The following is a 22374-nucleotide window of genomic DNA, read 5'->3' as shown; positions in this document are numbered from 1 at the left end:
CTGCTCTACATTCCCACTCACGTGCGACGAAGTCGCCTACACCGTCCGCGTCAACCGGTCGGCCAGCAGACGCGAGAACTTCGCGGGATCCTTCAACTCGGTGCCCTCGGCGAGAAGTGCCGTGGCGTAGAGCAATTCGGCGGTCTCGGCCAACGACGGGTCGTCACTGCGATCCTCGCGTGCCTTCTTCAAGCCCGTCACCAGGTCGTGTGTCGGGTTGAGTTCGAGGATGCGCTTGGACGTCGGAATGAACTGTCCCGACGCCTTGTACATCTTCTCGAGCTGCGGGGAGAAGCTGAACTCGTCGCCGACGACGCACGCGGGCGACGTCGTGAGACGTGACGACAGGCGAACTTCCTTGACGTCCTCGGACAAGGTCTCGCTCATCCACTTCAGGAGCTCTTCGAACTCCTTGTCCTGCTCCTCGCGCTTGGCTTCGGCTTCCTTCTTCTCCTCCTCGGTGTCGAGGTCGACCTCGCCCTTGGAGATGGACTGGAATGCCTTGCCGTCGAAGTCGGGAACGTTGCCGACCCAGACCTCGTCGACCGAATCGGTCAGCAGCAGAACTTCGAGGCCACGAGCCTTGAACGCCTCCATGTGCGGCGAGCTCTCGATCTGCTGACGGGATTCGCCCGTCATGTAGTAGATCTGCTCCTGGCCGTCCTTCATCCGGTCCACGTACTCGGCGAGCGTCGTGAGGCCCGACTCGGAATGAGTCGACTCGAACGACGACACCTGCAGCAGCGTCTCGCGGTTGTCGGAGTCGGAGATCAAGCCTTCCTTCAGCGCCCGACCGAACTGCGACCAGAACGTCTGGTACTTCTCTGCGTTCTCGCTCTGGAGTTCCTTGATCGTCGACAGGACCTTGCGCGTCAGACGTCGTCGGATCGCGCGAATCTGCCTGTCCTGCTGCAGGATTTCACGTGAAACGTTCAGCGAGAGATCCTGTGCGTCGACGACACCCTTGACGAACCGCAGGTACTCGGGCATCAGCTCTTCGCAGTCGTCCATGATGAAGACGCGCTTGACGTACAGGTGCACGCCCGTCTTGCCCTCGCGCATGAACAGGTCGAACGGCGCCTGCGACGGAATGAACAGCAGCGCTTGGTATTCGAACGTTCCCTCGGCCTTGAACGGGATGACCTCGAGCGGCTCGTCCCATGCGTGGCTGACGTGCTTGTAGAACTCCTTGTACTCGTCCTCGGACACTTCGTCCTTGGGGCGAGTCCACAGTGCCTTCTGCGAGTTGATCGTCTGCGTCTCGATCGTGGTGGTGTCCTCGGCGCCCTCTTCGGTTGCCTTGACGGTCTTCTCGACGTCGATGCGAATCGGCCACGCGATGAAGTCGGAGTACTTCTTGACGAGCTGCTTGATCTTCGATTCCGACGCGTAGTCGTGGAGGTGGTCCTCCTCGTCGGCCGGCTTGAGATGCAGCGTCACGGACGTGCCCTGCGGGGCGTCGTCGACGTCGGAGATCTCGTACGTGCCTGCGCCGTCGGACTCCCAGCGCGTCGCGGTGCTCTCCCCGGCCTTGCGCGTCAGCAGCGTGACCTTGTCGGCCACCATGAACGTCGAGTAGAAGCCGATGCCGAACTGACCGATCAACTCTTCCGACGCGGCCGCGTCCTTGGCTTCCTTCAGCTTCTTGCGAACCTCGGCGGTGCCGGACTTGGCGAGCGTGCCGATGAGGTCGATGACCTCGTCGCGGGTCATGCCGATGCCGTTGTCGCGGATCGTCAGGACCCGCGCCTCCTTGTCGATCTCCAGTTCGAGGTGAAGATCGGAGACGTCGACGTCGAGATCCTTGTTTCGGTACGACTCGAGCCGCAGCTTGTCGAGTGCGTCGGACCCGTTCGAGATGATCTCGCGAAGGAAGCTGTCCTTGTTCGAGTAGATGGAGTGAACCATCAGGTCCAAGAGCTGACGCGTCTCGGCCTGAAACTCACGCTGTTCGGTGGTCATGACTGGGTGCGATCTCCTTTCAGAGCAAAAACGACATCGAGAATTCTACTTCCGTACCGGGGCGCCGAGCTGCGGGAGATGGCCGTTACGCCCAGGGAGAACACGACGGGAACATCGGTCCACGTCAGGGACCGCAGGCGACGGGATCGACGCGGTGACCACGCCCTCGATCGCAGCAGTTCACCTATCGTGGCTTCGGTGACGAGCAAATCGATCGTGCCTCTTGCCGTGGGTGTAGCAGCTGCTGCCTGGGTGACGCGTGCCGCGTGGGGTCTGCCCGCGCAGATCGGTGCCACCGCAGCGAAGATCGCGCCGTACGCCGCGAACTCCGCGCGCTACCGCGACCGCCGGTTCCACAACAGCGAGCCGAGCTCGAGTTTTACCGGCGGCAGCGGCGAGTCCCTCCTGGTGTCGTTCCTCAAGCGTCGATCTCACGGCAAGCCGCAGCGACCGGTCCCGTTGGCGCCGACGATCGCGCCGGTCGACGCCGGGGAAACGGCCGTCACCTGGTACGGGCATTCGTCGGTGCTGATCGAGCTCGACGGTCGACGGATCCTCGCCGATCCGGTGTGGAGCAACCGTGTGTCGCCGTCGCGCACGCTCGGGCCGGCCCGGCTGCATCCGACGCCTCTGCCGCTGCGCGCGCTTCCGAAGGTCGACGCCATCGTCATCTCGCACGATCACTACGACCATCTGGACAAGGCGACCATTCAACGGCTTGCGAGCCTGCAGGACGCGCCGTTCGTCGTGCCGATCGGCATCGGTGCGCACCTGCGGCACTGGCGGATTCCGGAGGACAGGATCGTCGAACTCGACTGGGACGAGCAGACCGAGATCGACGGTCTGACCATCACGTGCACCGAGGCCAGGCACTTTTCCGGTCGCGGTCTCAGGCGTGACCTGACGCAGTGGGCGTCCTGGGCGTTCGCCGGGCCGGAGCATCGCGTCTTCTTCGGTGGTGACACCGGATACACGGTCAAGTTCGCCGAGATCGGTGCCCAGTACGGCCCCTTCGATCTGACGCTGCTGCCGGTCGGTGCCTACGACCCGCGCTGGGCCGACATCCACATGAACCCCGAGGAAGCGGTCCGCGCGCACGGGGACCTGAACGGTGGTGTTCTGGTCCCGGTCCACTGGGCCACGTTCAACCTCGCCTTCCATCCGTGGTCGGAGCCGATCGTTCGGTTGAAGGCCGCGGCGAACAAGGCTGGAATCACGACGGCAGTGCCGATGCCGGGTCAGCGGGTCGACGTCGCTCACGGCGTCGCCGACGACCGTTGGTGGGCACGGCTCGGATGACGGCGAACGCATAGGCAGGAGTGGAGCCTGCAGGAACGACCCGATTAGGCTGACCCCCATGTCGATCGAGACGGACGAGCGCGAGGGCGGATTGACCGAAGCGCAGGTGGCGCAGCTTCGGTCCGAGGGGAAATCGAACGACGTCCCGGCTCGTGCGAGTCGGTCCGTCAAGGACATCGTTCGGGGCAACGTCTTCACCCGAATCAATGCGATTCTGGGTGTGTTGCTGCTGATCGTGTTGTCGACCGGGTCGATCGTCGACGGCATGTTCGGCCTGCTGATCATCGCGAACAGCGGCATCGGCATCATCCAGGAGATCCGCGCCAAGAAGACGCTGGACGAACTGGCCATCGTCGGCCAGAACAAGCCCGTCGTGCGACGCGACGGCGTGGCGCGCGAGGTCGCGCCCGACGAGGTCGTCCTCGGCGACGTCATCGAACTCGGACCGGGCGATCAGATCGTTGTCGACGGCGAGATCATCGAGACGGCCAGCCTCGAGGTCGACGAGTCCCTGCTCACCGGCGAGGCCGACGCGGTCCACAAAACCGATGGCGCACAAGTACTTTCGGGAAGTTTCGTCGTCTCGGGCAGCGGCGCCTATCGGGCGACCAAAGTCGGACGCGACGCGTACGCCGCCCGGCTCGCCGAGGAAGCCAGCAAGTTCACGCTCGTGCATTCCGAACTGCGCAGCGGCATCGACAGGATCCTGAAGTTCATCACGTACCTGATGATTCCGGCGGGTGCGCTGATCATCTACAACCAGCTGTTCTCGAGCGGTCAGTCGCTCGGGCCCGCGCTCAACGGCATGGTGGCCGCGCTCGTGCCGATGGTGCCGGAAGGCCTCGTGCTGATGACGTCGATCGCGTTCGCGGTCGGTGTCGTTCGCCTCGGCCAGCGCAAGTGTCTCGTGCAGGAACTTCCCGCGATCGAGGGTCTCGCGCGCGTCGACGTCGTCTGCGCGGACAAGACCGGAACCCTCACCGAGAACGGTATGCGCCTGTCGGAGCTGCGTGTCGTCGAGGACGGCGACGGCGGCCTGCTGACGCAGGTGCTCGCTGCCCTCGCACACGACGATCCGCGGCCGAACGCCAGCGTGCTCGCCATTGCCGAGGCCTTTCCCGACGATCCGAACTGGACCGAGACTGCCGTCGCACCCTTCTCGTCGGCGAAGAAGTGGAGCGGGCTGTCCTACGGGGACCACGGCAACTGGCTCCTCGGCGCCCCGGACGTACTGCTCGACGCGGACACTGTCATCGCGCGCCAGGCCGAGGATGCGGGCTCGTCCGGACTGCGTGTCCTGCTGTTGGCCAGCAGTGACCTGCCCGTCGACGACGCGCACGCTCCCGGCGTCGTGACGCCTCGGGCCCTGGTGATCCTCGAGCAGAAGGTGCGTTCCGACGCCCGCGAGACCCTCGACTACTTCGCCAGCCAGTCCGTCTCGGTCAAGGTCATCTCCGGCGACAACGCGGTGTCGGTCGGCGCGGTCGCGGGCTCGCTCGGATTGGAGGGCAGCCCCGTCGATGCACGCACGCTGCCCGAGAACGACGACGAACTCGCCGACACCGTCGAAAGCGGCATCACCTTCGGACGCGTGCGTCCCGATCAGAAGCGGCAGATGGTCGGCGCGCTGCAGTCTCGGGGCCACACCGTCGCGATGACCGGCGACGGCGTCAACGACGTGCTCGCCCTCAAGGACGCCGACATCGGCGTCGCGATGGGTTCGGGAAGCGCGGCAACGCGCGCGGTCGCACAGATCGTGTTGCTGGACAACAAGTTCGCGACGCTGCCGTATGTCGTCGGTGAAGGTCGACGCGTCATCGGCAACATCGAGCGCGTCTCGAATCTGTTCCTCACCAAGACGGTGTACTCGGTGCTGCTCGCGTTTCTCATCGGGACCTCGGGTGTGCTGTCGCAGATCTTCCACTTCGAACCACTGCCGTATCCGTTCCTGCCGAGGCACGTCACGATCGCAGCGTGGTTCACCATCGGCATTCCGGCGTTCATCCTGTCGCTCGCGCCGAACAACGAACGCGCACGCACTGGATTCGTGGGCCGCGTCATGCGTCTGGCGGTGCCGTCGGGACTGATCGTCGGTGTCGCGACGTTCGTGTCGTACCTGCTCGCGTACCAGGGGCCCGAGGCGTCGGAAACCCAGGTCACGCAAGCCAGTACGACGGCACTGATCACGTTGATCATGATCGCCGTCTGGGTACTCGCCGTCGTCGCGCGGCCGTACGTGTGGTGGAAGATTCTGTTGCTCGCCGGGTCGGTCGTCGGCTACCTGCTGCTGTTCACGATCCCGTTCTGCCGCACGTTCTTCAAGCTGGACCCGTCGAACATCGCCCTGACGACGACGGCACTCGTCATCGGCGCAATCGGCATCGTGGCAGTCGAAGCGGCCTGGTGGATCAGTGCGGCACTGCACGGAGAAAGACGACGCCTGTTTGCAGGCGCGCCGGCCTGAGTAAGCTTTTCGGGGTCGGACACAACCACACGAGATGGAGCGATCATGGGTTTCGCAGACAATCTGAAGGGTCTCGTCGACAAGGGCAAGAAGGCCGCTGCCGAGAACTCGGACAAGATCGAGAGCGCCGTCGACAAGGCCGGTGACTTCATCGACAACAAGACCGGCGGCAAGTATTCCGACAAGGTCGACAAGGTTCAGGAAGCCGCGAAGAAGGCGATTCCGGAAAACTAGGCGCGTAGCGCCCGTGCGTGAATAGTCGGCCCCTGCCTGGGCCAACTATCCACGCACGGGTGCGTTGGCGCACTATGTTCGTGTGGACGGACCGATTCTTCTCCTCGTGGTGATTGCCGCCGTCGCGGTTGCCGGTTTCGCGAAGCGTCTCGATCTGCAGGTTCCGCTCGTCCTGGTGACTGTCGGGTCCATCGCGTCGTTCGTCCCCGGCGTCCCGCACATCACCCTCGCGCCGGATCTCATCCTCGGTGCGGTTCTGCCCCCGCTGCTGTACTCGGCTGCGCTCGACTTCTCGTTCGTCAGTTTCCGTAAGAACCTCGGCCATATCCTGCGGCTCGGCATCATCATGGTCGTCGTGACGACCTTCGCCGTCGGCTACTTCGCGAACTGGCTCGTCCCGGAACTGACCCTCGGTGCAGCCCTCGTGCTGGGCGCCGTCGTCGCACCTCCCGACGCGGTCGCGGCCGTCGCCGTCGGCCGAAAGCTCGGCCTGCCGTCGCGCATGATGGCGATCCTGACGGGTGAGAGTCTCGTCAACGACGCCGCCGCACTGACCCTGTTCACTCTCACGGTCGCGTCGGTCACCGGTAAGAAGATCGCCATCGACTCGCCCGTTCTGTTCTTCGCGTACGAGATCGTTGGCGGAGTTCTGATCGGGCTGATACTGGCGAGAATCGTGCGTTTCGTCCGATCCCGTATCCAGGACTCGGCCTTGGAAACAGTTCTCGGCCTCGTTCTTCCGTTCGCGGCGTACCTCGCCGCCGAGGAGATACACGCGTCGGGTGTGCTGGCCGTGGTGACGGCGGGATTCGTGCTCGGACGCGTCACCGCCGACGTCCCGGTGACGACGCGAATCCAGGAGCGGCAGGTGTGGCCGACCCTCGACCTGCTGCTCGAGGCATTCGTGTTCGCGTACATGGGCCTTCAGCTGAAGTCGGTCATCGCAGAGGTCGAGCGGAACGGCCTGCCCGTGCTGCACATCTTCGCCTACTCGCTGCTGATTCTCGCGGTCGTCATCGCGGTGCGGCCGGCGTGGATCTTCGTCAACACCGGTCGACGGGCCGCAAGCCGAAAACTGCTGCGACGGAACGGATCCTCCGGCACCGATGCGGTGGGTCTCACGTGGCGGCAGAACCTCGTGCTGTCCTGGGCCGGGATGCGCGGTGTCGTCACGCTCGCCGCGGCATCGGGTGTACCACTCGTGACGGTGACGGGCGATCCCTTCCCGGGCCGCGGCGTCATCCAGGCGGTCGCGTTCGTCGTTGCCGTCGGAACACTGTTGATCCAGGGTCTGACGCTGCCGATGCTGATCCGGCGCCTCGACGTCGCGGATCCGCTCGAGCAGCAGCAGACGGAAGAGCAGCATGCGTTGGCCCGCGCGATCTCTCGGGCAGCCGCCGAGACGTACCTGTCCGAGGTGGCCTCCGACGGCATCTCGGGGTCCGACAAGGAATCGGTCGACGCGGTGCTCGACCGAGTGCGACGCTCGGTCCGCGCCCGTCTCGAAGCCGACGCGGCCGAGGACCACGAGGAACGCAAGAAGTCGGCGAGTGCGACGTTCGACCGGTTGCGACGAAACGTGTTGGCGGCGCAGCGAACTGCGCTCGTGAAAGCGCGTGACTCCGGCGATCTCGACGACGAGGTGCTGCGGGAGGTTCTGGACGGTCTCGACGTCGAGGAGGCTGCCGCCGAGGCGCGAATCGAACGGCGTATTCGGTGACGCGGCTGGCAGCGGCGTTGGCCGTCGCGGTCTGCGTGCTGGCGGGTTGCGCTCAGCCACAGGCAGAGACGAAGCCACAGGCAGAAACGCAGCCGCATTCGGCAGTCGTGCCTGCAGCCCCGGTCGGCGACGAGCGGGGCGCAGTGGTCTCGTCGTTCGCCATGGGTCATGCGGACTTCGCGGTCCGTGTGCTCGGTGCGACGGCGACCCGCGTCGTCTACCGGTCCACGTCCGGGGACGGCACTACAGGTACCGAGGTGTCGGGCGTCGTGTTCACACCGAGCGGAGCGCCGCCCGCGGGTGGATGGCCCGTCGTGTCCGTCGCGCACGGAACCACGGGCGTCACCGACGAATGTGCACCGTCCCTGTATCCGAACCTGTTGGGCACCATCGGAACTGTCGCACCGTTCCTCGAACGCGGCATGGTCGTCGCCGTCACCGACTACGAGGGTATCGGCACCGACGGACCACACCCGTATCTCGATCCCGACGCCGCCGCGTACAACGTGATCGACATCGTGCGCGCGGCACGTGCGCTCGTGCCGGGAACTGGAACGCGATGGGGCGCCATCGGCAATTCACAAGGCGGACAGGCGGTCTGGGCTGCGGCGGAGCGCGCGGATTACGGTGACGGTCTCGATCTCGTCGGCGCGGTCGGTCTGTCGCCCGTGTTGGATCTGAGCCCGCTGTATCGAAGCGGTGCGACACCGACCCTTCCGCAGGCGTTGCTGACGCCGTTTCTGGTCGACGGTGTGCAGTTTCGGCAGCCCGACGTCGACTCGTCTGAGTACATCCGCGGCGTCCTGAGCAGCGAACGCCGTGCACTCACCGCGTGCACGGATCTGCTCGGAGTGCAGAAGGCCGAAGCCGCAACGCGTCTGACGCCCGGCGATTCCGCGCCTGCCACCGAGGCGTCGCGACTGCGCATGGAGGAGTGGCTGACGTCCGTCGCGCTTCCGCGTGCGCGGTCGTCGGTTCCGTTGGCGGCGTTCGTGGGCGACCAGGATCAGTTGATCGACCCGAAGTGGACACAGGACGCCGTCGCCGAGGCATGCTCGTTGGGAGACGTCGTCGAACTTCGGCGGGACCCGGGACAAGGTCATTCCGACCAGGCTGCGATTCCGTACGGAGTGTCATGGCTGTCCGACCGTTTCGCGGGTGCGCCCGCGCCGAACACCTGCGCAGGAGGGTGAGGGCCGTGCTGGATCGACCGACGCAGCTCGACGCGGAGCGGCAGCCCGAGTGAACTCTGCGCCTCTCTGGCTCGCCGTCATCGCCGCGTGTGCGGTGGCGGCGATCGCGCTGATCAGCTTCCGTGGCCGTCGCGCGCTGACGACGCCCGAGGAACGAGCCGTGCATTCGACGCTCCACACCGCATCGCTGGCTGCGCGCCCGCTGCGGCAAGGGTTGGACGCGGAGTCCGCCGCCGAGGCGGCACCGCATCTGCGGGCCCTGACCGGCGGCGATGCGCTCGGTGTCGCCGACGCGGATGCGAGCCTGCTGACGTGGAACGGCCCCTACGACGAACTGGCGGGGCCGTTTCTGGAGGCGTCGTCACGTGCGATCGAGGGTGAGCGACGCGTCCTGCTGTCGTATCCGCTGGGGCCGGATCACGCGGTACGTGCTGTCATCGCGCAACCGCTGCTGATCGAGGACGTCGGCGTCGTCGGCGTTCTCGGAGCCGTGACGACGTCGGTGCCGGGGCCGGGCATGCTCGGCGCGATTTCGGAGGTCGCCCGGTACGCGTGCGGGCAGATAGAACTCGCCGAGCTCGACGCGTCACGCGCTCGATTGGATCGCGCCGAGGTACGCGCACTGCGAGCGCAGATCAGTCCGCACTTCATCTACAACGCACTCGGCACGATCGCGTCGTTCGTGCGGACCGACCCGGACCGGGCTCGCGAGCTGGTGCTCGAGTTCGCCGACTTCACGCGCTACTCGTTCCGGACGGCAGGCGAATTCACGGTGCTGGCCGACGAGCTGCGCAACATCGACCGCTACCTGACTCTCGAACGCGCCCGCTTCGGCGACACTCTGCAGGTGACGCTGCGGGTCGCGCCCGAGGTGTTGAGCGTGGTGCTGCCGTTCCTCGCGCTGCAACCGCTCGTCGAGAACGCGGTTCGACACGGGCTGGCCGGACGTTCGGGCGGCGGCACCATCACCATCGTCGCCGCCGACGAGGGGACCGACTGTCTGATCAGCGTCGAGGACGACGGCGTCGGCATGGATCCGGACATGTTGCGCTCGGGCTCGTTGAACGTGGAGGAAGGCGCGCACGTGGGGCTGTCCAACGTCGACGACCGATTGCGTGCAGCGTTCGGCAACGACTACGGACTCGTCGTCGACACCGCGCCGGGCGCCGGAACGAAGGTCAGCATGCGGGTACCGAAATTTCGAGCAGGTATTCGGGCATGACCGGCGCGTCTGGCACGATGACGTCCGTGGATACTGCGTCGTCGACAGGGCTCGTCGTGCTCGCGGTCGACGACGAGAAACCCGCGCTCGACGAGCTTGCCTTTCTGCTGAGCAGACAGGACTCGGTGGCCGAGGTCAGTACGGCCTCGGACGCCACCACTGCCTTGCGTAGGCTGCAACATCCCGCCGGACCGGGTGTCCCTGCTGTCGACGCCGTGTTCCTCGACATCAACATGCCCGGACTCGACGGCATGGAACTCGCAGGAATCCTGTCGAATTTCGCGCGCCCACCTGCCGTGGTGTTCGTGACCGCGCACGACGACCGTGCACTCGCGGCATTCGACCTCGGAGCGGTCGACTATCTGCTCAAACCGCTGCGCGAGGAGCGGCTCGCGGAATCGCTTCGCCGGATCGTGTCGGCGGGTAGACAGAGCGAACCGCAGGACGCCGTCGCCTCGGACGAGATCATTCCCGTCGAACTCGCCGGGACGACGACGCTCGTCCAGCGCTCGAGCGTCGGATGGGTCGAAGCGGAGGGCGACTACGCCAGGCTGCACACCACGTCCGGCTCGCATCTGGTGCGTATCCCGATCTCGACACTCGAAAGCCGTTGGGGGAGCAGTGGTTTCCTTCGGGTGCACCGATCTTTCCTGGTGTCGCTCGCGCTCGTGACCGGAATCCGCAGTGTCGGTTCGGGTTTGGTCGTGTGCCTGCGCGCCGACGGCGCACTGCCCGCCACCGAACTGCCGGTGAGCCGCCGTCACACCAGAGAACTCAAGGACCGACTGGTCCGCGGTCCGCTGCAGTCCTGGTCGAGCCGGTGACCGGGCCACGACGCCGGCCGAGGGAACGCGTCGTTCTCGCGGGCAGGCGCGGAGCACGCATGGTGCGCACCCGCGTCGAGGTCCAGGAGCAGACCGAGGTCGGCGACGCGATGGTCCGTGGTCTCGTACGTGCACAACTGCTGCTGTCCGTCCGGTTGGCGCTGCTGACGTTGGCCGTGCTGTTCGCCATCCCGCTCGTGTCCCTCGTCGTGCCCGCGTTCGCCGACGCGACGCTGTTCGGAATTCGGCTGCCGTGGCTTGTGTTGGGTGTCGCGGTCTATCCGCTGCTGCTGGTCGTCGGGTGGGTGTACGTGCGTCAGGCCGACCGCAACGAACACGAGTTCGTCGACCTCGTGGACGACTAGATGGACACCGCGTAGATGGAGACCGTGCCTTGGGTGACGGTTGCCGCGCTGCTGCTCGCAGCCGTCGCCACGGTCGCGATCGGTGTCTACGGCGTGAGACTGGCACGCACGACGTCGGACTTCCTGGTGGCGTCGCGCAGTGTCGGGCCGAGGTGGAACGCGGCGGCGATCTCCGGTGAATACCTCTCGGCTGCGTCGTTTCTCGGCGTCGCCGGTCTCATCGCGAAATACGGTGCGGACGCGCTGTGGTATCCGATCGGATTCACCGCGGGCTACCTCGGATTGCTGCTGTTCGTCGCCGCGCCCTTGAGACGTAGCGGGGCGTACACGGTCCCGGACTTCGCCGAGTTCCGCCTCGGCTCACGGCGATTGCGCACACTGGCGATGTTCGTCGTCGTCATCATCTGCGCGCTGTATCTGGTGCCGCAGTTCCAGGGTGCGGGCCTGACGCTGAACATCCTTCTCGGCGTGCCGAGTTGGGTCGGCGCGGCCGTCGTCGGTCTCATCGTCATCGCGAACGTCGTCGGGGGCGGGATGCGGTCGATCACGTTCGTGCAGGCGTTCCAGTACTGGCTGAAGCTCACGGCCGTCGCCGTTCCCGCCGTCGTGCTGGCCATGCATTTTCTCGCGGACGACCGCGTCGTCGGCAGTCCGGCGCCACCGACCGTCGATCGTGAGACGACCGTCGAGATCTCCACCGACGTTCTGGTACAGGTGGATTCGCCGATCGAGGTGACCGCGCGGGGAACCGTCGACCAGGAGGCCGTGGACGGACGTCTTGTTCTCGACCCCGGAACGCACGAACTCGGCGACGGCACGACCCTCGTTCTCGACGCGGACTCGCCGGTCCCCGTCGTCGCGGGGGCGCCGACGACGGATCGACAGTGGGCGCAACCGGGGTGGGGACTGGGCGGGACGCACCCGCTGTACCAGGTCTACTCGCTCATTCTCGCGACGTTCCTCGGCACTCTCGGCCTGCCCCACGTGCTGGTGCGGTTCTACACGAACCCCGACGGACGTGCCGCACGCATCACGTCGTTGACGGTGCTGGGTCTGCTCGGCGTGTTCTATCTGTTCCCGACGCTGCTCGGGGTGTTCGCTCGCCTCTACGTGCCGCAACTGTCGATCACCGGCACGTCCGACGCCGCGGTGTTGCTGCTGCCGGGGTCGGTCCTGTCGGGTGTCGGTGGCCAACTGCTCGCTGCCGTCGTCGCCGCGGGTGCGATCGCGGCCTTCCTGTCGACGTCGTCCGGCCTGCTCGTCAGTATCGCGGGCGTGCTCAGCACCGATGTGCTGCGCGGTCGGGTCCGCGACTTCCGTATCGCGGCCGTCCTCGCCGGCATCGTCCCGCTTGCGCTGTCTCTGGGTGTGGTGTCGCTGGATCTCTCGCGCACGGTCGGGTTGGTGTTCGCCGTGGCCGCGTCGACGCTGTGCCCGCTGCTCGTGCTCGGAATCTGGTGGCGCGGTTTGACGGCGGCGGGCGCCGCGGCGGGGCTGATCGGCGGCGGCGTCGTGTCCCTCACCGCGGCGACGCTGTCGGTGTTCGGAGTGTCCGACGCCGTGTGGTCCGGCTGGCCCGCAGCGATTCTCGGCTACCCGGCGGCGGTCAGTGTTCCGCTCGCGTTCGCGCTCATGATCCTGGTCAGCAAGGCCACGGCACGATCGGTGCCTGTCGACGTCGGACGTATCTTCACCCGGCTGCACGCGCCGGAACGACTCGACATGGGCCGCGACCGCGAGCGCGAGCTGTAAGTCCGTTCGTCGTCGTTCGGCGACCGTTCGTCGCATCGACGGTCGGTTCACCGTCCGATCGCTGCCGCATCGTTCCTTTGTGATGTGGCTCTCATTACCGTCTCCTTCAGTTCCGAGTCACAGACCGTGACGGCCGAAAGAGGGAGCAACGACGGTGACCAAGCCGGATACAACACCCCCGGATGCGCAAGCGTTCGTGGAGATGCAAGCAAGCCCGGAGTTTCAGGAGCTGCGACGACGCCTGCGCAGCTTCGTCTTTCCGATGACCGCGTTCTTTCTGATCTGGTACATCGTCTACGTGCTGCTCAGCAACTACGCGCACGACTTCATGTCCACCCCGGTGTGGGGCAACATCAACGTCGGCCTGCTGCTGGGTCTCGGTCAGTTCGTGACGACCTTCGCCATCACGGGCATCTACGTCCGGTTCGCGAACCGTGAGCTCGATCCCCGCGCCGAAGCGCTTCGCAACGAAATGGAGGCTCGGTCGTGAACGTTCTAGCTCAGGCCGCCGACACCACCGTCGGCGAACCGATCGTCAACATCGCGATCTTCGGTGCGTTCGTCGCCGTCACCATGTTCGTCGTCATTCGCGCGAGCAAGAAGAATGCGACGGCGTCGGAGTTCTTCACCGCGGGCGGCGGATTCTCCGGGCCGCAGAACGGCGTCGCGATCGCCGGTGACTATCTGTCCGCGGCCAGCTTCCTCGGCATCGCAGGTGCCATCGCGGTATACGGGTACGACGGCTTTCTGTACTCCATCGGGTTCCTCGTCGCGTGGCTCGTCGCATTGCTTCTCGTCGCCGAATTGCTCCGCAACACAGGCAAATTCACGATGGCCGACGTGCTGAGCTTCCGTCTGAAGCAGCGTCCGGTCCGTACCGCGGCCGCGTTGTCGACGCTGACGGTGTCGTTGTTCTACCTGCTCGCGCAGATGGCAGGCGCGGGTGGACTCGTCGCACTGCTGCTCGACATCTCCGATCGCACCGGGCAATCCATCGTCATCGCCGTCGTCGGTGTGTTGATGATCGTCTACGTCCTCGTCGGCGGCATGAAGGGTACGACGTGGGTGCAGATCATCAAGGCTGTTCTGCTCATCGCAGGCGCGCTGTTCATGACGGTGCTCGTGCTCGCGAAGTTCGGATTCAACCTGTCCGACCTGCTCGGTAGCGCACAGGCGACCATCTCCGGCTCGGCCAGCGAGACCGTCGCTGCGACCAACGTGCTCGAGCCCGGTGCCCAGTACGGCGGCAGCAACATGTCCAAGCTGAACTTCCTGTCGCTCGGCATCGCACTCGTGCTCGGAACTGCCGGTCTCCCACACGTTCTCATGCGCTTCTACACCGTGCCCACCGCGAAGGAAGCCCGTCGCAGTGTCGTCTGGGCCATCGCTCTGATCGGTGCGTTCTACCTGTTCACCCTGGTTCTCGGCTACGGCGCCGCGGCCATCGTCGGACCGGATCGCATTCTCGCGTCGGCAGGCGGACAGAACTCGGCCGCACCGCTTCTCGCGTTCGAACTCGGCGGTGTCGTCCTGCTCGGCGTCATCTCTGCCGTCGCCTTCGCGACGATCCTCGCCGTCGTCGCGGGTCTGACGATTACCGCATCGGCGTCGTTCGCACACGACATCTACGCGTCCGTCATCAAGAAGGGCGACGTCGACGAGCGGAAGCAGGTCAAGGTCTCGCGGATCACCGCCGTCGTGATCGGTTTGCTCGCGATCGGCCTCGGCATCCTCGCGAACGGACAGAACATCGCGTTCCTCGTCGCACTGGCGTTCGCCGTCGCCGCAGCCGCGAATCTGCCGACCATCGTGTACTCGCTGTTCTGGCGTCGCTTCAACACCACCGGCGCGCTGTGCAGTATGTACGGTGGCCTGATCTCGACGCTCGTGCTCATCGTCTTCTCGCCCGCCGTGTCCGGGTCGAAGACGTCGATGATTCCCGGTTCGGACTTTGCCTGGTTCCCGCTGTCCAACCCGGGCATCGTGTCCATCCCGCTGGCCTTCGTGCTCGGCATCGTCGGCACCCTGTTGTCGAAGGACAACGAGGACAAGACCAAGCAGGCCGAGATGGAGGTGCGGTCGCTGACCGGCATCGGTGCCGAAAAGGCGTCGGTCCACTAGGAACTGTCACAAAACCACGACGCCCGTGTGAGTCATGCCTCACACGGGCGTCGTGGCATGTGTGGTTACTATCCCTGCGTGGCCAAGCTGAAGGTTTCCGTCAACGTTCCCCTCGACCCCGACACGACGTGGTCTCACGCGTCGGATCTCGCGGACTACGAGAAGTGGTTGTCCATCCACGAAGCATGGCGAGGCGAGCTCCCCGACCAGCTCGCTGCAGGCACCACGCTGGAGAGCGTGGCCACCGTGAAGGGCATGCGCAACCGGGTCCGCTGGACCATCGAGAGCTACGACCCACCGAAGAAGTTGAAGCTGAAAGGAAACGGAAAGGGCGGCGTCAAGATCTCGCTCGTGCTGTCGGTGTCCGAAGCCAAGGCCGGCGGATCGGACCTCGCGCTCGACATCGATCTCGGCGGAGCGCCGTTGTTCGGGCCCATCGGCTCGGGCGTCGCACGAGCCTTGAAGGGCGACATCGAGAGCTCGCTGAAGAAGTTCGAGACTCTGTACTCGTAGAACCCGTTACTATCGCCGCCAACCGCACAGCGGGAGTCATCGCAGTTCGGCTTCTGCTCACTACGGAGAGGTTCTGCAATGCCAGGCAAACACAGCGCGCCGTCCGCCGCGTCCGGCTCGACGGGATTGGTGAAGTACGGCGTCATCGCCGTCGTGGCGCTGCTCGTGGTCGGCGGCGGTGTGTTCGCAGCACAAAAGGCCTTCGGTTCCGATTGTTCCGATCCGGCCACGTACACCCTGGCAGCCGATCCTGCGATCGCGGACGTGGTGGCCGGCGTTCTGGCAGGCAAGTCGGCCGACGAACTCGGGTGCGGCAGCGTCGACGTCACCGCCCAGGATTCGGCCGACGCGTCGGCCGCGGTGTCGAAGGGTGCCGACGCGCCTGCTCTGTGGATTCCCGACTCGTCGCTGTGGGTCGGCAAGACCGTACGTGCGACGGGCGCCCTCGTCGACCTGGCCAGCCAGTCGGTGGCCAGTAGTCCGGCGGTCATCGCTGCCCGCAAGGACGAGGTTCCGTTTTTCGACACCTGGCTCACGGCACTGCAGTTGCGTGGCCTACGAATCGGTAATCCGCTCAGCAACACCGTGTCCGACGCGGCCATCCTCGGCGCGCTCGCCGAAGCCGGGTCCGACGCCGAGGCCGTCGACTCGGTGTCCGCTGCCCTCGTTCCCATCGCGCAGGCGCAGGCCGCGACGCGTGGGGAGGCGGACCCCGTCGTGCGTCTCGACGAGATGTCCTCCGACGGCGGCGTCGCCGTCGTGTCCGAACAGTCGCTGCTGACGTACGAGAAGGACACCGGCACCGAACTCGGTGCGACGACACCACCCACCGGCAGCTTCTTTCTCAACTTCCCGCTTGCCGTCACCGAGCCCGCGGGGGAGCGGCACGACGAGGCCAAGGAGGTCGGCCGCGCCGTCGCCGACGCCCTCGCTTCCGAGGCCGGTCTGTCGGCGCTGTCCGACGCAGGCTTCCGAGCTCCCGACGCGACCGCCCTGAGCGACGGCCGCGGTTTGGGTGATGTCACAACGTTGACCATCGCGGATCAACAGACCGCCGAGGACACGTTGCAGCGGTATCAGGTCCTGGCGCTGCCGTCGCGCACGCTCGTCATGGAAGACGTGTCCGGCTCGATGGGCTACAGCGCGGGCGCCGACACCCGGATCGGACTGACCGTGCAGGCCAGCGACACCGGCAACCGACTGTTCCCGGACAACGCAGCTCTCGGACTCTGGGCGTTCTCGATCGGACTCGGCGGCGGCAACCAGGACTACCGCGAACTCGTGCCGATCCGGCGTCTCGACGAGAACGTGAACGGAACCTCGCAGCGTGAGGTCTTGCTGCAGCAGACGCGGACTCTGCCGAGCCTCGTCGGTGGCGGAACGGGCCTCTACGACACCACGTTGGCGGCGTTCCGGAAGGTCAAGGAAGGGTACGACCCCGACTACATCAACAGCGTCATCATCCTGACCGACGGCACGAACGAAGATCCCGACAGCATCTCCCTCGACGAATTGTTGTCGACGCTACGGGCGGAGCAGGACCCGACGAAGCCCGTCATCGTCGTCACGATCGGGATCACCGACGACGCCGACGCCGGCGTGCTGCAACAGATCTCGGCGGCCACCGGCGGAACCAGCTTCTTGGCGAGAAACCCAGCGGAAATCCCCAACGTCTTTGTGAATGCTCTCAAAAGCCGGTCCGGCCGCTGATTCAGCAGCTAGGTTGGTTTGCCGGATGCACAGAGACTCGTTTGGGGGCGAAGGAGAATGTCGGGGCGGCACGGAACTGGATCGCGCACACATCCTGCCCTGACGTGGGGTGCCATCGTCGTAGTCGCCGTGGTCGTGGTGGTCGGAGGGTACTTCGGAGTTCAGGCCGTCCGGGCCGGATCCGCCGGGTGCGACGGCACCCGGCAGGTCTCTCTCGCCGTCGATCCGACCATTGCGCCGGTGATCACCGACGTCCTCGCGCAGTCCGACGAGGTGTCGCGTGGCTGCACGGATTTCGAGGTCCGCGCCGAAGCTCCGAGCGACACGGCTGCGGAATTGGCGGGCGAGAACGCGAACCGTCCCGATCTGTGGATCCCGGATTCGACGCTGTGGCTGCTCAAGACGTTGCGATCCACGGGGGCGCTCCCGGAGCTGGCCAAGTCCTCGGTGGCCAACACGCTTCCGGTCGTTGTCTCGCAGGACGATTCGCTGCCCCCTGCCGTGACGTGGCTTCAGGTTCTGCAGAAGCAGGGTCAGCGCATCGGCGATCCGCTCACCAGCAGTGCGTCGTTGGCGTCGATTCTCGGTGCGCTCGCCGAGTCCGAAGTCGCGATCACCGACGCCAACGCGGTGTCGGCGGCGCTCGTGCCGATGGCTCAGGACTTCGGGCGCATCGCCGACACACCTCACGAGGTAGCCGATCTGGTGAAGCAGGTCGCGACCGACGGCGGTACGAGTGTGTCGACGGAACAGAGTCTCGTCGCCTACAACGACGCGAATCCCGGTGCGCCGCTGACGGCGTCGGTGCCGCCGACGGGCAGCTACTTCCTGAACTTTCCGCTCGCCGTCACCGCCGCAGCCGGACCCGACTACGACAGAGCCAAGGACGCCGGCGCGTCGCTGTCGTCGGTGTTGTCGACGAAATCCGCCACGGATGCGTTGACGGCCGCCGGTTTTCGGCAGTCGAACGGCACGGCGTTGCCCGACGGCAAGGGCGTCGGATCGGCGGCATCGCTCGAACTGAAGAACCCGTTGGCGATCGAGACGACGCTCCGCGACTGGGCCGTGCTCGCCTTGCCCCTGCGCACGTTGGTCGTCGAGGACGTGTCGGGTTCGATGGCAGCGAAGTCCGGTGATTCGACGCGCATCGCGTTGACGGTCGATGCCAGCCTCGGTGCGAATTCGTTGTTCAGCGACCAGACCGAGATGGGTCTGTGGGCGTTCTCGATCGGCCTCGGCGGTGGCAACCAGGATTTCCGTGAGCTGGTTCCCCTGGGCCCGGTGAGCAACATGGTCGACGGAGTGCCGCAGCGCGAAGCCATTCTGTCGGCCATTCGCACGCTGCCCTCGCTCGTCGGCGGTGGAACCGGTTTGTACGACACGACTCTCGCCGCCTTCCGCCGGGTGAAAGAAGGCTACGACCCGAACTATGTCAACAGCGTCATCATCCTCACCGACGGCGCGAACGAGGATGCGGGCAGCCCGAGCCTCGACGAACTGCTCGCCACGCTGCAGCGCGAGCAGGACCCGGTTCGTCCGATCGTGATCGTGACCGTGGGAATCACGACGGACGCGGATCCTGTTGCGTTGCAGAAGATTTCGGCTGCAACGGGCGGAACCAGCTACATCGCCGAGGATCCACGCGACATCCCCGAGGTCTTCGTCAAGGCACTCAATTCGCGCACCGAACGGGTCGGCGGGCAGTAGACGCGGCGCCGATCAGCCGAGCATCACCGTGAGCACGATGCCCAACGCACAGCACGCCGCGACCACGACGAGTGCAATGGCGTCCGTCATGCCGGGCCTGCTCGGGTACGCGGTGATCTGGCCGGTGCCACCGCGAGCGGTGATGGCCTCGCCCATCTCGGTGGCGCGCCGGATCGCGATCGACATGGTGGCGGTGACGAGGTCGACGATCGAGTTGTCGGCCGCGCTGTTGAGTACCGATTTCGGACGCAGTCGACGTGCCGCGTTCATGACCCGCATCTCCTCGATCAACAGCGGAAGCGATCGCAGGCACAGGGCGACGGTGGCTGCCCATTCGTCGACCGGCAACCGCATCTTCTTCAGCGGATAGCCCAGCACGGCGACTGCAGGCGCGATGTCGCTCATCGACGTCGTCCAGCCGAGCATCATCGACGCACCCAACAGCACGAATGCGAACGTCGTCGCACGCAGGAACAGCAGGATCGCGTCGAACCCGAGCGGCGCGTTGATCAGCGCGCCGATCACGAACAGGCCCCAGATCCAGATGGGTGGACGCGGTATCGCCGTCGGCGGCACGCGCGCGACGATTGCCGTGACGACCAGAAGTGCGACGATGACACCGATGGTCGGCCACGACGGTGCGACCACGAGCAGAATGCTCAGCAGCAGAACCGAGATCAGTTTCGTACCTGCCCACAGCCGGTGGATCGGCGACGTCCGCGGAACCTGCCGCAGCACAACGGTTGTCACGACGTCACTCCTCTTCTCGACAGGTCCTGTGCGATGCGGCCGTTGTCCAACACGATCGTTCGGTCGCAGATGCGGTCCATACCGTCGACGTCGTGGGAAATGACGACGATCGCGATGCCGCGTCGCCGGAGATTCCCGAGCACGCCGATGATCTCCGTTCGGCCCGGCGGATCGAGACCGGCGAGGGGTTCGTCGAGCACGAGCACGCGAGGTTTGTTGACGATCAATCCGGCGATGACGACCCGACGCATCTGCCCGCCGCTGAGTGCGTCGATGTCGCGCCCCGCCAGACGTCGATCCAGTCCGACGGCGTCCATCGCATACGCCACGTGCGCCGAGCCGACTTCGGGACCGCCCGCCGCTTCGATGTCCTCCGAGACGGTCCGGCGTTGCAGTTGCAGACGAGCATGCTGGAAAGCCAGGCCGACGGTTCCGACGTCCCGGGAGATCGGGGAGCCGTCGAACTCGGCCGTGCCGTGCGACGGCGTCGTCAGGCCCGCGAGAACCCATGCGAGCGTCGATTTCCCGGACCCGTTTCCGCCCAGAATCAAAATGCCGTCGCCGTGACGAACGGTGAGGTCGAGACCGTTCAAAGCCTTCTGCGACCACGGCGTACGCCGGTTGTACGTGTGCTCGACGCCGCGTAGTTCCATCAGCGGAGCCCCCGCACGGAACGGCGTGGGGTCGTCGTCCAGGAAGCGTGCACGCATCCAATCCTGGGCGTGCTCGACTTGTCTTCCTCCGTCGAGATGGATGACGCGATCGGCAGCTGTCGTCTCCGATTCCTGATGCGTCACGAGCACGACCGACATGCGGTGCCGCTTCGGGAGATCGGCGAGCAGCGCGACCAATCGGGCCCGGCCGTCCGCGTCGACCATCGTCGTTGCCTCGTCGGCGATCAGCAACGCGGGTCGTCTCGCCAAGGCTGCGGCCACGGCGAGTCGTTGCATCTCACCGCCGGAGAGAGATGCGGTTTCACGTGGACCCATTCCTGCCAGACCCACTTCGGCGAGCAGTGCGTCGACGTCGGTGTCGGAATCCGGTGCGAGACCCCACACGACATCGTCGGCGACGCGGCTGCCCAGAATCTGACTTTCCGGCCGCTGCAACACCACTGCGGTGCCGCCGACGCGTCCGAGACCCGCGATACCGGGACGTTCGACGACGCCCGACGTCGGCACGCGGCCGGCCAGGATCCGTGCAAGGGTGGATTTTCCGGAGCCGTTGTGTCCGACGATCGTGACGAATTCGCCGTATCCGATCGTCAGGTCGATGCCCTGCAGGGCGTCCGAGTGTGCGCCGTCGTAGCGAAAGTGTATGTCGTGCAACCGAACCGGAAGTGGGCCGATGTCACCGTCGCCACCTGGGGGCAGATGATCGACGACGGGAATGGTGGCGAGGCGGTCCAGAACGGCGCCGAGGATCAGCCAGGTGAAGAATGCGCCACCGACGGTGCTGACGCTCATCGTGCCGAGAATCCACCACCACCAGTTGTCGATCACCGCGCCTGCGCTCGATCGCACGACGTCGGCGGTCGACACGAGAGCATCGGCGCGGGCGAGCAGTCGGGCGATGCCCTCGATGGTGTTCTCGATCGTCCGGAGGAACAGCTCTCGAAGCGGCGTCAAGACCCACAGCGCGAGGACCGTCACCAGGCCGAGCGACGGGCCGATGATCGACGCGGTCCCCAGAACCGACAGCAGGCCGTGTCCTTTGCGTTTCGCGCGACCGACCAGCCCGCCGAGCAACGCCGACGTCGCAACAGTGATGGCCGTCGTGGTGCCTGCCGCGACGAACGCGACGAGTGTGCCCGCCACCGCGGCGGACACGAGCGCGCGCGTGCGGTGACGTTGCGCGACGACGGCCATCGGCACAGCTGCAACGATCTGCAGCGCCGTCGCAAGGGGGACCACCATCGCGACGACGGACAGCGCGACGGAGAAACTGCTCATGACCGCAGCCGTGGCCAGTTCTGCAGGCGTCAGGGCCTGCCTGTGGACACGGGGGTTCTTACTCACTTGTCCAGTGTGCCAGGAACCGACTTAAACTCTTGATCAGCGAAAACGAGAGAGGCGCACGAATTGGTCACCGTGAACGAAGAGAGCTGGGACACCCCAGTGGGCGCCCAGTTGCGTGCGGCTCAGCGAGCAGAATTGGATGCTCGCTACGGAAACAGCAACCACGAGCCGGGCAGTGCACCGTCGGCCGACGACATCGCGGTCTTCGTCGTCGCCCGCGACGAGAACGCCGTCGGCATCGGCTGCGGCGCATTGAGACTGCTCGGCGACGGTTCTGCCGAGATCAAACGGATGTACGTCATCCCCTTCGAGCGCGGAGGAGGCGCAGCCGTCGCCATCCTCCGCGAGCTCGAACGTCTGGCCCGTGACCGAGGAATCGAGGTACTCAAACTCGAAACGGGGTCGGGGCAGCCCGATGCGGTGAGGTTCTACGAACGCGAGGGATATTCGCGAATCGATTCGTACGGCCCGTACGTCGACGAGCCGACCTCACTCTGCTTCGCGCGGAGCTTGTAGAAAC

Annotated in this window: 18 protein-coding genes; 15 read left to right on the top strand and 3 right to left on the bottom strand. The window is 65.8% G+C overall.

What is annotated here, in order from left to right; translation table 11 throughout:
- Positions 1-36: 36 nt before the first annotated feature.
- Positions 37-1962 (bottom strand): molecular chaperone HtpG, encoded by a 1926-nt coding sequence (gene htpG / locus HQ354_RS16290; protein ID WP_222634668.1) that lies wholly within the window; start codon positions 1960-1962, stop codon positions 37-39.
- A 198-nt stretch (positions 1963-2160) separates the two neighbouring features.
- On the opposite strand from htpG, the gene HQ354_RS16285 reads away from it, so the two are divergent.
- The 14 genes from HQ354_RS16285 (at position 2161) to HQ354_RS16220 (ending at position 19086) form a co-directional block, all read left to right on the top strand.
- Complete coding sequence (locus tag HQ354_RS16285) at positions 2161-3261, top strand: MBL fold metallo-hydrolase (protein ID WP_308115186.1); 1101 nt, start codon at positions 2161-2163, stop codon at positions 3259-3261.
- A gap of 58 nt (positions 3262-3319) precedes the next feature.
- Positions 3320-5725: an HAD-IC family P-type ATPase gene (locus HQ354_RS16280; protein ID WP_222634666.1), complete on the top strand. Its 2406-nt coding sequence runs from the start codon at positions 3320-3322 to the stop codon at positions 5723-5725.
- A gap of 45 nt (positions 5726-5770) precedes the next feature.
- Positions 5771-5959 carry an antitoxin gene (locus tag HQ354_RS16275; protein ID WP_222634665.1) on the top strand — a complete coding sequence of 63 codons (189 nt, stop codon included), beginning with the start codon at positions 5771-5773 and terminating at the stop codon, positions 5957-5959.
- An 82-nt stretch (positions 5960-6041) separates the two neighbouring features.
- Positions 6042-7679 carry a Na+/H+ antiporter gene (locus HQ354_RS16270; RefSeq protein ID WP_222634664.1) on the top strand — a complete coding sequence of 546 codons (1638 nt, stop codon included), beginning with the start codon at positions 6042-6044 and terminating at the stop codon, positions 7677-7679.
- A complete protein-coding gene (locus tag HQ354_RS16265) occupies positions 7676-8872 on the top strand; it encodes a lipase family protein (protein WP_068424609.1) in 1197 nt (398 codons plus the stop codon). The genes HQ354_RS16270 and HQ354_RS16265 overlap by 4 nt, the downstream gene beginning before the upstream one ends.
- A gap of 79 nt (positions 8873-8951) precedes the next feature.
- The gene (locus tag HQ354_RS16260; RefSeq protein ID WP_254303512.1) at positions 8952-10094 is read left to right on the top strand and encodes a sensor histidine kinase; all 1143 of its coding nucleotides are present in this window, start codon (positions 8952-8954) and stop codon (positions 10092-10094) included.
- On the top strand, positions 10091-10918 hold the full coding sequence (locus HQ354_RS16255; protein ID WP_240931089.1) for a LytTR family DNA-binding domain-containing protein: 828 nt from the start codon (positions 10091-10093) through the stop codon (positions 10916-10918). The genes HQ354_RS16260 and HQ354_RS16255 overlap by 4 nt, the downstream gene beginning before the upstream one ends.
- A gap of 59 nt (positions 10919-10977) precedes the next feature.
- Complete coding sequence (locus tag HQ354_RS16250; protein WP_261768839.1) at positions 10978-11283, top strand: hypothetical protein; 306 nt, start codon at positions 10978-10980, stop codon at positions 11281-11283.
- A 15-nt stretch (positions 11284-11298) separates the two neighbouring features.
- Positions 11299-13035: a cation acetate symporter gene (locus HQ354_RS16245; RefSeq protein WP_222634662.1), complete on the top strand. Its 1737-nt coding sequence runs from the start codon at positions 11299-11301 to the stop codon at positions 13033-13035.
- Positions 13036-13237: 202 nt separating this feature from the next.
- Positions 13238-13525: a DUF485 domain-containing protein gene (locus tag HQ354_RS16240; protein ID WP_068424602.1), complete on the top strand. Its 288-nt coding sequence runs from the start codon at positions 13238-13240 to the stop codon at positions 13523-13525.
- On the top strand, positions 13522-15156 hold the full coding sequence (locus tag HQ354_RS16235) for a cation acetate symporter (RefSeq protein ID WP_068424600.1): 1635 nt from the start codon (positions 13522-13524) through the stop codon (positions 15154-15156). The genes HQ354_RS16240 and HQ354_RS16235 overlap by 4 nt, the downstream gene beginning before the upstream one ends.
- A gap of 78 nt (positions 15157-15234) precedes the next feature.
- On the top strand, positions 15235-15669 hold the full coding sequence (locus HQ354_RS16230) for an SRPBCC family protein (protein ID WP_068424598.1): 435 nt from the start codon (positions 15235-15237) through the stop codon (positions 15667-15669).
- 78 nt (positions 15670-15747) lie between these two features.
- Positions 15748-17379, top strand: a complete 1632-nt coding sequence (locus tag HQ354_RS16225) for a VWA domain-containing protein (RefSeq protein ID WP_068424597.1) — start codon at positions 15748-15750, stop codon at positions 17377-17379.
- Positions 17380-17436: 57 nt separating this feature from the next.
- Positions 17437-19086: a VWA domain-containing protein gene (locus HQ354_RS16220; protein WP_068424596.1), complete on the top strand. Its 1650-nt coding sequence runs from the start codon at positions 17437-17439 to the stop codon at positions 19084-19086.
- A 12-nt stretch (positions 19087-19098) separates the two neighbouring features.
- Here HQ354_RS16220 and HQ354_RS16215 read toward each other — a convergent pair whose 3' ends face one another.
- Both HQ354_RS16215 and HQ354_RS16210 read right to left on the bottom strand, forming a co-directional pair.
- Complete coding sequence (locus tag HQ354_RS16215) at positions 19099-19836, bottom strand: energy-coupling factor transporter transmembrane protein EcfT (protein ID WP_068424595.1); 738 nt, start codon at positions 19834-19836, stop codon at positions 19099-19101.
- Entirely contained in the window at positions 19833-21854 is a 2022-nt protein-coding gene (locus HQ354_RS16210) for an ATP-binding cassette domain-containing protein (protein WP_308115185.1), read from the bottom strand. The genes HQ354_RS16215 and HQ354_RS16210 overlap by 4 nt, the downstream gene beginning before the upstream one ends.
- A 72-nt stretch (positions 21855-21926) precedes the next feature.
- Here HQ354_RS16210 and HQ354_RS16205 point away from each other — a divergent pair, with 72 nt between their 5' ends.
- A complete protein-coding gene (locus tag HQ354_RS16205) occupies positions 21927-22370 on the top strand; it encodes a GNAT family N-acetyltransferase (RefSeq protein WP_254303511.1) in 444 nt (147 codons plus the stop codon).
- The last annotated feature ends 4 nt before the right edge of the window (positions 22371-22374 follow it).

Origin of the sequence: Rhodococcus sp. BP-261 (genome assembly GCF_019835205.1) — a bacterium.
GTDB classification, from domain to species: Bacteria; Actinomycetota; Actinomycetes; order Mycobacteriales; family Mycobacteriaceae; genus Rhodococcoides; species Rhodococcoides kyotonensis_B.
This window is presented reverse-complemented; position numbering and strand designations above follow the sequence as displayed.